This window comes from Pseudanabaena sp. CCNP1317 (assembly GCF_034931345.1).
Lineage (GTDB): Bacteria > Cyanobacteriota > Cyanobacteriia > Pseudanabaenales > Pseudanabaenaceae > Pseudanabaena > Pseudanabaena galeata.
On sequence record NZ_JAYGIF010000149.1, the window covers coordinates 74,299 to 85,826 of the forward strand.

Below are 11,528 nucleotides of genomic sequence, written 5' to 3' on the forward strand. Positions count from 1 at the left end.
TATGCTGATTGCTCAAGCGATCGTCAACAATTCAGAAGAGGTATCGCTAGCGGTACAAGGGGCATGGCAGAACACTTGGGAACTTGCCTTTAATGGCACGCTCTATCAAGCGCTCACCAATCTGGGATTGATCGTTGCCGTGGCTTCGCTGTTGCTATGGACAATCCAATTCACCAAAAACTTGATTGATGACCAGAGCTATCGGCAGTTTGGGGAATTAATCTGGCCAGTAATTGTCATTGTGCTGCTCACTAATGGTGGTCAAAATCTAATTGGACTAACCAATGGGATGCGGACAGTGATTAACAATGCCAATAACTCGGTCTTAGGCGCAATTACCTCCACCGCCCAATTGGAGAAAACCCTATCAGCCCTAGCTGATTTTTCGGTCGCCCAAGAGCAAATCATTGCCTACCGTCAGCAATGCAATGGACTCACTAAAAATGAGGAGATGCAGGTCTGCTTACAAGAGGTGAATACCAAAGCTCAAGCCCTTCTCGGTAATTACCAATCCAACTACGGTGCAGTTGCTGCGGCTTTGGTTGGTAAGTTACAAAAACAAATCGAGAAAGCAAGTGAAAATCCTCTTGAAACAGTTACTAATCTCTTCCCCGGTACGGTGATTTCAAGGTCAATTATGCTGGCGGCAATTGAGACTTTTATGGTGGCGATGCAGTCGGCGTTTCAGGCTTTGATTGAGGTCGGATTTTTACTGACAGGTTTACTCGGTCCCCTTGCGGTTGGTGCTTCCTTACTACCCATCGGGGCAAAGCCACTCTATGCATGGATGACGGGATTTTGGTCATTAGGGATGGCAAAACTAAGCTTGAACATTGTCACAGGACTTGCCGCCACCGCGATCGCCGCATCCGCACAACTGGATACACTCTCCATTGCCATCACCCTCGGACTACTTGCACCAATTCTTGCCCTATCCCTATCAGCGGGTGGTGGCATGGCAATATTTAGCGCCATTCTCTCGGCAGCAAGTGCCGCCGCTTCCGCAGGTTTAAATATCGGTCTACGCATTTCTAGGTAATTCCCATGAACTCATATCCAAATACTGAAGTGAATACTGAACCAAAACCAGAAACAGATGAAACTAATGCTTTCCATCGCTTTATTCCTGCTGGTCTATCCCACCGTAGTAAAGCCAAAACTCCTAAAGACGTACTGGTGGTATCGATTTTGTTCGGCATACTTGGCTTATCGGCACTCAATAGTTTAGGGCTGATCGCTCTGATTGGTGCATATGCCTCCCTTGCTTCCCAGAAACCACCAACGCTCGTACAGTTGTCGGGCGGTAAAGCGATTACGGCGATCGCCAGTGAAAATAAAACCAGATCTCCTGAAGTGGTAAAACAGTTTGTCACTCAGCAGGTGATGGCACTGATGACATGGACAGGGGAACTGCCCTCTGAGGCAAGTCAAAATGGGAAGCCGCTTTTAGATACTGGCGTGGAAGTTACGGCGGACAAGGGCTTGAAAAAGAAAATCACTACCACGGCATGGCAAGCCAGCTTTGCTTTTTCTGAAGACTTCCGTAAAGGATTGCTCTCATCGATCGCGGAACTCACACCGATAGAGGTTTTCTCAGGGGGCAGCAAGGTAATTCTAGTGCCGCAGACGATTACGGTTCCTGAAGAGATTGAGAAAGGGAAATGGAAAGTTAATCTGGTGGCAAATCTGGTTACTTTCAGTCCCCTCAATCAAGTTGGCGAATCGGTTCCCTTTAATAAAGAAATCTTTATTCAGGCGATCGATGTGCCGAATCTGAAAGCCGATGCTTCACCTCTGGAGCAAGCCATTTTCAAAGTGAAATCCTCTGGACTAGAAATCTATGCCATGCGAGATCTCACCCGAAATGATTTGAAATAACTTTTCTCTGTCGATACTTGAAGGAGTTGTGATGATTACCGAAGTTCAAGAACCACAATCAGTAAGCGTAACCGATGAAATTGACTTTGCTCAGTTAACTGGGTTTCAACCCGATGTAAATAATACGAGCTTAGCGATCGATGATTTTAGTGATGACCCAGATCCAGAGCAGCATCGGACAATTAGGGGTATTGTTGGCAGTCCTTTTTCTAAGATGGCTTTGGTTGGTGGGGTTGGTTCTCTAGGATTTTTGCTGGTGGGGCTATTCATGAATAGCATTATGTCGCCATCTAATGCCAAGCAATTAACGGCTAAATCCAATGATGAAAAGCTTGCCCTAACCTCGACCACCGATCCTAAGGATGCGGAAATTGCCAAGTTCAAGACGGATTTAGCTTTAGGTAGTCAGCTTTCTGCGGGTAAATCAAAAACACTGCGTCCAGCAAATCTACCAAAGTCAGATGCATTGGCTTCTAAAGCTGATTCCAAAGACAAGTTAGAAGCCAATCCCGCACAGTCTGCCGATCTCCCAACCGTCTCACCCGTAAGGAATCTATCGGCTCCGCCCCTTGAGCCAATACCGATGCGACAGGTGATGTCGCAACCAACACCTGTGATGCTGCCGCCACGTAACTTTTCGGCGAGTCCACCTGAAGCTAAAAACCCCGCCGATGAATGGCAGCGCTTGGCAAGCATCGGCAGTTATGGCAATCTGGCTGCGCCTACGGAAATGCCTCGCGCGATCGCGGTCAGTCCAGTTGCTGCAAATAGCGTTAACAATCCCAATTCTTCAATTCCTACAATTGAGAAACCACCCTTAAATTCGCTCACTAACTATCTCGCTCAAGCGGAAAAATCCTTGCCAAAGACTACACCTGCAAATACTTTGCTGGTCGGGACAACTGCTAAAGCCGCATTGAAAACATCAGTTGTGTTCTCCACCGATGGCAGTCGGACTATGGGTAGCGCCCCTGGACTCATTCCTAAATTTATCGTCACTCTCCAAGAACCAATTACGACAGCGGATGGTAAGCCTATAATTCCTGCGGATGCGGTGTTAATCGTTACCGCTCGTCCTCTTGATGCCAAATCAGGACTAGCTGAATTGGATGTGGTTGGTATTGCGATCAATGGTCGCGAGTTGATTCCACCACCCAATGCCATCTCGATTCGTGGTGCGGAGGGTGCGCCTTTAGTCGCGGACAAGTACTTCGATCGCGGTGCGGAAATTAGCGGTATGGATGTGGCGAGCTTCATTACTTCGGCATTAGCGGAAGTTGGCAAACTTACCAATAGTCCCACAACTACTAGCAGCATCTCGTCCATTGGCGGGAGTGCCACGGTCAGTACTGCACCACCCCCCAACTATCTCGGTGCGGCGATTAGTGGTGGCTTTGGCGTTCTCTCAGAAACTTTGAATCGTCGTAGTCAACAGGCGATCGAGGAGATTAAAACCCGTCCCAATGTCTTCTTTATCCCCGCAGGTAAAGAACTGCAAGTGTTTGTCAATCAAACTGTGATTTTCTAGCTAATACCAATCTTCTATCAACGATCCAGTTCTATGGTTATGAACTTTTTGCCATGTCGAAAATATGCCATCTCAGGGACATTCGCTTTTCTAGTCTTGTCACTACCTGCGATCGCTCATTCCGAGACTATCTTTCCTGCCAAGCAGCAGATTGGTGTCAGTCAGGCGATGGGTGTAAGCGGCGTGACCTCGGTAGTTAGCCTATCGCCAATGCAGTCCTTAAATATTAGCTTCATCAAGACGGGCGAGATTATCAAAAAGGTGTGGTTGGGTAATCCTTCTAAGGTGGTCATGGACTATGACAGTCCCCTCTGTAAGGACGTTACGAACGATAGCAATTGCGGGGCAACGGTAATTAATCTGCGGCAACTTGCGAGACCGATTGACTTGGATATGAATCTATCTGCCTCGGCAAGAGGAAATCGCACCTCCTTAACTGTGATCACCACAGGAACAGGTGGGCTAAGAAATCTCTATCAGTTTCAATTAGTTCTGAATGTCCCCACTCCTGCCTACAGCATTTTGGAAGTTGTTCCCGATGCTCAAATCCCTCGCCTTGCTCCGCTTACACCGACAGCCCCTGCTCAAATCAATAAAACATCGTTGGATTTCTAATCATGTTGTATAAACGTATCATCCCAATAACGGCGTTAGCGATCTCCTCTGCGGCGATCGCTATTTTCAATGCCGATTTTGCTTCTGCTCAATCTTTGCCTATGACAGTACAGCCATTTGGGAATGCTCAATCGGTTATGATTCCTGATTTTACGAGAATCAGTTTCGAGAATTTACCGAAAATCCAAGTTACCGCCCAATTGCAGCAACAGCTATCGCAACTACTTTCTCCAAATGCCTTAACCAATCTGGCAATCGGTAGTTTTGTTAGCCCAGATCGCTATCTGACGGTGGGTTCACTTCAGTCTCTGGGTTTAGAGCAAATGAGCTTACAGGCGATCGCTAGTCGTGCTGGTGTTTCCCTGAGCAATGTCAGTCTTGGTCAATTGGGCGAACTTACTTCGCAGCAGACGATTAATAGTTTGTTGCAGTCACTGCCAGATCTGCGCGATCGGTCTTTGAGCCAAGTTCAACCCATCTTCGATCTGGTTACCCAGAAATCTGGATCTGCCAATCTCAACCGTCTGAGTGGTGAAATGTCTGGTATGACTGTGGGGCAATTGGTAAATGCTTTTCCCGATCTTGGTAATTTATCCTTGAGCAGTCTTGGCGATCGGTTGAATAGCTATAGCATCGAATCGATTGCAGGCTTTGCTCAGTTGCCTTTAGGTAATATTCAAGGTGCATCGAGCGTGGTTTTATCGGATTTGAATGCTACGGGTTTAGGTAAACTCAGTCTTTCCCAATTTCCCAATGCTCCAGCGTTACTGCCCAATGTCAGGTTTGGTATGGTGGATATTGCCCTTGGCAATAGGGAGAAGAATCGCATTAATCCGATTAGTGGTGGCGTTACTGAGTCAGGATTTCAAGCGGTGGGTTGCGATGGTAATAATGATTGCCCGCATATTGAGGTTACAGACTTTGCAGGTGGTTACTATACTGGCAAGCAATGGATGACCGCATCGCAGCAAGTACCCGATGGTTACGGCTTTTTAGGTGGTCTATTTGGCAATCGCGGTCCCGCAGGCAATCATCCCTTTGGTGATGCTTTTCGCGTCACTATTGAATCTCTAGATGAGGCTACAGGCACAATTACCCTCGGTCTGCGGTTTCGTTGGTGTCAGCGATCGTGGTTTGTGGATTTAGGTTGTACTCCCTACATTACCCCTCCCTTACCGTTGGTTGTTCTCCAAGAAAAAAGCACGATTCCCTATGCCGTTCCTAGCAACTCGACGGTCAATTCACCAATTTCCATTAGCAAACCTTTCAGCAAATAGATTGCCATGAATTTTTTGATGTTTTGGTTTAGCCATAAAAATTTCTCAAAGAAACTAATTTTGCTGGCGATCGCGGTTTCGATCGCTTGTCTCGTCCCAGTAGAGATGGGGTATTCACAGGAAATAGACAGTTCTCCAACCTCAGTAGAGAAGAAGTCTTCAGCCAATGGTTTACCTCCTGAACTTGCTTTTATTGCTCATCAGCTATTCACGCCTACAGGTGGCATTATTGCGGCTTGTGCCATCGGCATGGTTTTCTTGAGCATGAATGGTGGCGGCAATAGCAAAAACAAGTTGGCTAACGCTCACTGGGCAAATAGCGCGGAGATTGCGGCGGCGCGGAAAAAGGCAAAGGAACAGATTAATCGCCGCGAACGTAATAAGCTGTCTCTGTTCATCGTTAAGCCTAAATTAATTTTTCCGCCCGAATTGATTTCTCGTCCAGGAGTGGCTACACCCAATCACGAACTACCTGTTGCGGGACAGAAGCCCAAAGTGATTCAGGTATCGCAAGCGGATCGGACGATCTGGCTTCCCGATGCTAATCGCGGTATTGCCGTACTCGGTGGTACGGGTTCGGGTAAAACCTATGGCGTAATTGACCCTGCGATTCGCAGTGCGATCGACCAAGGATTTCCGATTATTCTCTACGATTACAAATATGCTGAACAATCCTCGCGCATTGCGGGAGTAGCAGCGGCAGCAGGCTATCAGGTCAGTATCTTTGCCCCTAGTTTTCCTGAAAGTGGTATCTGTAATCCCCTTGATTTTATTCGTGATGCTGCGGATGTGGATATGGCGCGACAGGTAGCGATCGTCCTGAATCGCAACTTCAAGTCTGGCGGCAAAGGTAGTGAAGATCCCTTCTTTACCAATAGTGGCGACCAACTGATTCAAGCAGTGCTGCTCCTAGCAAAGACAACTCCCTATCCTGATATTATTTTCTGTGCCAAGGCATTGGGTGCGAATAACCTGCCTGCTAGAGTCCAGAATGCCAATTTGCCAACTTGGGTAGAAACCAGTTTTGGACAGTTGATTTCGATGGCAGATTCTGAGAAAACTGTTGCTTCTGTAATCTCGACGGCGAGTATTCTCTTTAGTCGTTTCATGTCTCCTGATATCCTCAGCGTGTTCTGTGGCAAGACGACGATTCCTTTGCAGTTGAAAGGCAAGCAATTGCTGATTATCGGCATGAAGCGCGAAAAGCAGGATGTGGTTGCACCATTGTTGGCGACAGTTTTACATATGATTGTTACCCGTAATGTCGTGTCCACTAAACGCGAAGATCCTCTGCTAGTGGCGATCGATGAGTTGCCAACGCTTTATTTGCCGAGCCTTGTCCAATGGCTGAACGTTCACCGTGAGGATGGCTTGTCCTGTATGTTGGGTTTCCAGAATTTGGTGCAGCTCGAAGAAACTTATGGTAAGGAGGTGTCAAGAGCAATCTTTGGCGGCTGTGCAACTAAAGCGATTTTTAATCCCCTTGAGCCTGAATCAGCGAAGATTTTCTCTGATTATCTTGGTGATGAGCATTTGAAGTACAAATCTAAATCCCGTAGTACGGGTGGTGGTCGGACTAGCACCAGTACATCGGATCAGGAACGTACGCGCAAACTATTTGCTCCAGAGGATTTTCTCAAGTTACCGCAAGGTAATTGTATTCTCATTTCCCCAGGCTATAGCTCTAAGAAAGAAGCGAATGTACCACGGCGTTGTCATATTAAAATCCCCAAAGTTGACGCGGAGAGGGCAGATAAGAGCAAGTCTAAATGGGAGTCTCTAAAAGTTAGGTTGGCTAAATCTGGTAGTCAAGTACCGATTACGGATGGGGCGATCGCTTCCCGTAAAGATTACTTTCAAGAGCATTTTCCTTTACCTGCGAAAGATGCTCCCAATGCTCCTAAGTCCACTGTTCCTGCTTGGGCTGAAGGTTTATAGAGGTAAATTATGGTTTTTATGCAGACATCGGAAGCGTCTCAGGCTAATGCTCAACAATTGGCGATCGCACAAACTACGATTGAAGCTCTAGCAGAACTGCTGAGGCAATTGTTAGGTAAGCAGGAAGAGTTATTGCAAGAGAAAGATGGAAACAGGCAAGAGCCTGATGCTCCATCATCGGGATTCAGTGATGCGGAGTGGGATCAGGTATCTCAGCAATGGGATCAGGACATCATGGATGATTGGTGGCGCAGATATCAGGCTGCACCAGATCGCTCTACTGCTCCTGAGACTTCACAGGCTTTGACTGTCATCTCGAATAATCCTCGGGATAAAGGTGATCCAGATTTTGCGATGCTTCCCAAAGCACCCATTCAGCCATCACCTCTATCTGGTAGTAATCTACCGCCACTGCCTAAGTCATCGCAGTCACCATTGCCCATTTTTACGGAAGAGAATTATATCGATGTGGAATGGCGAGAACTCCCAAAAATAGAGTTAGCCGAGTTACTACGGCGAGATTTAGATGGGGATGGGATTACTGATGTGGATGAACTGCGGATGGGACTCAATCCTCGCAGCATTGATACTGATGGCGATGGTATCAGCGATCGTGATGAGTTAGGACGTTCTAATCCTCTATCTTTTGATGACTTTAGACAACAGGTGATGGCGGCGGTGTCGGTTGCCCTAGTAGCAAAATTGGGTGTCGATGGCAAGTATGAAGCGGAAAATTATCGCATTCAATCTCAGGACAATCTCTATGAGATTTCTAACCTTGATGGTGAGGCGATCGCTAAGTTTGAATTGCAAAGCGATCGGGCTGTGTTTGTTGAGGATAGGACTACGGTTGACCAACAGATTGACTTTACTAAAACTGCCTTTAGGACGACGACTGTGGATATGGCAAGTTTGACTCAGAATCAGGGTTATCTCGCGGCAGTAGATAAGCTGGGAGATCTGGCTCCTGCTGGGGCTAGGGGTGTAGTGGTTGTTGAAAATGCCCTTAATGAGACTGGTCAGGAGTCGTTTAAGGGTGAATATTACAATTTCCAAAGAAATCAGGATGGTGATATCACCATTGTCAATAACTATACTGGCGAAGATATTTTGCGGACTACGCAAGGGCAAATCTCTCTTAATGCGATGAATCCAACTGATTTAAACAACTTCCAACAAGCGTTTCAACGGATGAATTCGCCTCAGCCTCTGCTAGAACAATCCAGCCCCGATTTAGAGCGTTAGGTAAAGGCGATGATTACTGCGAACCCAGATCGGGATATGGCTCAGTTCATGACTGTGTTTAACCAAGTTGTGGAACTGCATAGCACCCATATTTTAGCGATCGCTGAACGAGAAATATCTTCCACTAATATTAAGGATTTAACGATGATCGATAAAGATGATGTATTTGATGAAGAGTGGCAACCATCGCAGGTACGGGGCAAGGGTAGCGATTCTAATTCGGGTGGTAATGATGCTCAACAGGTGAATGCTGTTATTCCAGAACAAAACCAGAGCGATTATGCAACGCAGATTCAGAATTTGGCGCTGTCAATGTTTGATGGGTTGAGTAATCTGCGTAAAGATCAATCAGACGGTAAGTCTGAAGATACTGCAACTGCTGCTATGCCCAGTTCTCCTAGTCAAATTACTGATGCAGAACGCGATCTGAAACTGGCGCGTGATTGTCGCGAATTACTACAGGTAAAGGGTAGAGATGATGGTAATAATCTTATCTTTGAACGTCCTGATGGCAAGGGGAATTACAAGTTCAATCTCGAAAAGGCATCGGATACGATGACATTGAATGCGAAGGATCGTCCTGCTAATGCGATCCTTGTGGAGTCGCAGGGAAAAATCTTAGAGTCCCATGTTACCGATCTTGATGCGGCAAATATTGCTAGGGCTGTGGAGATGTTAAACGTACAACAATCTAAACCTATTGAAAATCATAAGTAAGTCTGTTTGGTGGTAAAGTTTACACAGGTACAAAAACATGAAAAAGCTGTTACTCGTTGAATCTCCATCCAAGTGCAAAACCATCCAAGCAATTCTTGGTAGTGAATGGCAAGTGGAAGCTTCCTTTGGTCACTTTACGGAACTTGCTAAAGATGGTGAAGATAGCTTGGGCTTTACGATGCATTCAGATACCAACAAAATTGAATGCCGCTACCAATTGACGGAAGGCAAGGGTCAACAGGTAGTCGCTAAACTTCGGGCGGCGGTGAAGAATGCTTCAGAAGTGGTGCTGGCTACCGATGGCGATCGCGAGGGTGAGGGGATTGCTTGGCATTTACAACAGCAACTGCATCTTCGTAATCCCAAACGTGCTGTCTATAACCAGATTACGCCCACGGCAGTTAAGGCGGCGATCGCTAATGCTCATCAGTTAGATTTGAATCTGATTTCGGCTCAAAGAGCGAGACAATGCTTAGATCGGTTGATTGGGTTTAAGGTTTCGCCTTTGGTGCGTCGTACTAGCGGCGGTAGCTCGGCGGGTCGGGTGCAGTCGGTGGCTTTGCATATTGTCTGTCAGCGTGAACGGGAAATTAGTGCTTTTGTGCCGATTAACTATTGGTCGGTGTGGACGGAATATGCTGAAGGATTCACAGCTTTCTATGCGGGTAGCAGTGAGATAGAGCCTGTACTTGACGATCAGGATGTCACCGATGATGCGGCGGAGGTGAATACGGAATCTACGGTTGAGTCAAAACGGGTATTGTCGGAAGCGGAAGCTGCCAGAATTATTCAAGTTGCCCGTAATCATCCCCATATCGTTCGCGAAGCTACGGGTGTCACGGCTCAAAAATCACCTCTACCGCCTTTTATTACCAGTTCGCTCCAACAAGCTGCTTCTGTGAGATTAGGGCTATCGCCTGAAGAGACGATGAAGGTGGCTCAAGAGTTGTTTGAGGGTGTCGATTTGCCGAACGGACGTAAGGGTTTGATTACCTATCACCGCACTGACAGCACTAGTCTCGCGCCTGAGTTTTGTGCTGAGGTGAAGGACTGGCTATCGAAACACGATCCTGATAATGTGCCTAAGAAAACTACTCGTCATCGCGAACAGGCAACAGCTCAATCCGCTCATGAAGCGATTCGTCCTACCTATTTGAGTATTACTCCAAAAACGGTGAGAGATCATCTCAGTGCTAAACAACATCAACTCTATGAGTTAATCTGGCGCAGAGCCGTTGCTTCTCAATGTGCGAATGCTTTGATTCAAAAAAGTCGGGTGATTATTCAGGCTGGTTCGACGCTTTGGCAGACTAGGGGCAGTATTCTCACCTTTGCGGGTTATACGCGCTATTGGAATGATTTGAGTAAGGATAAACATATTCCTGCGTTAACGAGCGGTCAGACTTTGGCTTTGGCGAATGCAGGTTTTACGCAGAAACAAACTCAACCTCCTGCTAGGTATAGCGAGGCGAAGTTGGTACAGGTACTAGAACGTCAGGGTGTGGGTAGACCGAGTACGTTTGCAGCGATCGTCAAGACGCTGAAGGATCGAAACTATGTGTTACTCAAGGGTAAGGTTCTCGAACCTTCGGCTTTAGGAATGTCTACGGATGATGTGTTGCATAAAACTTTTCCCGATCTGCTCAGAGCCGATTTTACCGCAGGGATGGAGACTACTTTGGATGAAGTCTCGGTGGGTAAGTTGGAGTGGCAGAGCTATTTGATTGGTTGGCATCAGTCCTATTTTCAGCCAATGTTGGCGCGGGCTTATACGAATCTTGGTGCGGATTTACAACCAAGTAATCGCAAAAATGAGCTTTCGGATGTGGCTTGTCCTACTTGTAATCATCCTCTCAGTAAGATTCCTTCTAAAAAGGTGAGTGGTGGGCATTTTCTCAAGTGTGAGCATGGCTGTGAGAATCTGGTCATGTTTTGGAGCGATCGCCGTAATCAGTGGGAGATTCCTCAACCGAAGGGTGAAAATGCAGTGACGGCGGAGGTTACTAGTTTTGCTTGTCCTGTCTGTGGCAAGCCTTTGGCTAAGTTTCCCTATACTAAGGATGGTGTGGATAAGGTGATGTTGAAGTGTGCGGATGTGCAGGCGCGGCAACGCAAGGATCATGCGGATGTGGTCTTTTTCTGGTCTTCTCAGGAGAAGTGGTGGTCGAAGAAGTTTGGCGATTTGGATGAGGCGGCTAAGCCTAATTTGGGTAAGGTTGCTACTGCGAAGGAGAAGAAAGTTTCTCAGGGGAAGCCGAAACAGGCGGGTAAAGTGGCTAAGTCTCGTCCTAAAAAGTTGTCTTGATAAGCAAGCTTATTTGCAAGTTTCT

9 protein-coding genes are annotated in these 11,528 nt (G+C 46.9%); all 9 read left to right on the forward strand.

The genetic code is table 11. The features are described 5' to 3' along the window. Position 1: 1 nt before the first annotated feature. The 9 genes from VB775_RS22880 to topA are packed head-to-tail and all read left to right on the forward strand — an operon-like array spanning position 2 to position 11,503. Entirely contained in the window at positions 2 to 1,039 is a 1,038-nt protein-coding gene (locus VB775_RS22880) for a hypothetical protein (RefSeq protein WP_281010059.1), read from the forward strand. 5 nt (positions 1,040 to 1,044) lie between these two features. Then, the gene (locus VB775_RS22885; RefSeq protein WP_281010058.1) at positions 1,045 to 1,878 is read left to right on the forward strand and encodes a hypothetical protein; all 834 of its coding nucleotides are present in this window, start codon (positions 1,045 to 1,047) and stop codon (positions 1,876 to 1,878) included. A 31-nt stretch (positions 1,879 to 1,909) separates the two neighbouring features. After that, complete coding sequence (locus VB775_RS22890) at positions 1,910 to 3,406, forward strand: TrbI/VirB10 family protein (RefSeq protein WP_281010056.1); 1,497 nt, start codon at positions 1,910 to 1,912, stop codon at positions 3,404 to 3,406. A gap of 39 nt (positions 3,407 to 3,445) precedes the next feature. After that, positions 3,446 to 4,021 carry a hypothetical protein gene (locus VB775_RS22895; RefSeq protein WP_323216975.1) on the forward strand — a complete coding sequence of 192 codons (576 nt, stop codon included), beginning with the start codon at positions 3,446 to 3,448 and terminating at the stop codon, positions 4,019 to 4,021. 2 nt (positions 4,022 to 4,023) lie between these two features. Further along, on the forward strand, positions 4,024 to 5,298 hold the full coding sequence (locus VB775_RS22900) for a hypothetical protein (protein ID WP_281010054.1): 1,275 nt from the start codon (positions 4,024 to 4,026) through the stop codon (positions 5,296 to 5,298). A 6-nt stretch (positions 5,299 to 5,304) separates the two neighbouring features. Further along, positions 5,305 to 7,236, forward strand: a complete 1,932-nt coding sequence (locus VB775_RS22905) for a type IV secretory system conjugative DNA transfer family protein (protein WP_281010053.1) — start codon at positions 5,305 to 5,307, stop codon at positions 7,234 to 7,236. A gap of 9 nt (positions 7,237 to 7,245) precedes the next feature. Continuing rightward, entirely contained in the window at positions 7,246 to 8,481 is a 1,236-nt protein-coding gene (locus VB775_RS22910; RefSeq protein ID WP_281010052.1) for a hypothetical protein, read from the forward strand. Positions 8,482 to 8,490: 9 nt separating this feature from the next. After that, positions 8,491 to 9,198 (forward strand): hypothetical protein, encoded by a 708-nt coding sequence (locus tag VB775_RS22915; RefSeq protein WP_281010051.1) that lies wholly within the window; start codon positions 8,491 to 8,493, stop codon positions 9,196 to 9,198. Positions 9,199 to 9,235: 37 nt separating this feature from the next. Then, entirely contained in the window at positions 9,236 to 11,503 is a 2,268-nt protein-coding gene (gene topA / locus VB775_RS22920) for a type I DNA topoisomerase (protein WP_281010050.1), read from the forward strand. Positions 11,504 to 11,528 lie beyond the last annotated feature (25 nt).

Coding starts and splice junctions, on each gene's coding strand:
- VB775_RS22880 (WP_281010059.1), top strand. CDS start 2: ATGCTGATTGCTCAAGCGATCGTCAACAATTCAGAAGAGGTATCGCTA.
- VB775_RS22885 (WP_281010058.1), top strand. CDS start 1,045: ATGAACTCATATCCAAATACTGAAGTGAATACTGAACCAAAACCAGAA.
- VB775_RS22890 (WP_281010056.1), top strand. CDS start 1,910: ATGATTACCGAAGTTCAAGAACCACAATCAGTAAGCGTAACCGATGAA.
- VB775_RS22895 (WP_323216975.1), top strand. CDS start 3,446: ATGAACTTTTTGCCATGTCGAAAATATGCCATCTCAGGGACATTCGCT.
- VB775_RS22900 (WP_281010054.1), top strand. CDS start 4,024: ATGTTGTATAAACGTATCATCCCAATAACGGCGTTAGCGATCTCCTCT.
- VB775_RS22905 (WP_281010053.1), top strand. CDS start 5,305: ATGAATTTTTTGATGTTTTGGTTTAGCCATAAAAATTTCTCAAAGAAA.
- VB775_RS22910 (WP_281010052.1), top strand. CDS start 7,246: ATGGTTTTTATGCAGACATCGGAAGCGTCTCAGGCTAATGCTCAACAA.
- VB775_RS22915 (WP_281010051.1), top strand. CDS start 8,491: ATGATTACTGCGAACCCAGATCGGGATATGGCTCAGTTCATGACTGTG.
- topA (WP_281010050.1), top strand. CDS start 9,236: ATGAAAAAGCTGTTACTCGTTGAATCTCCATCCAAGTGCAAAACCATC.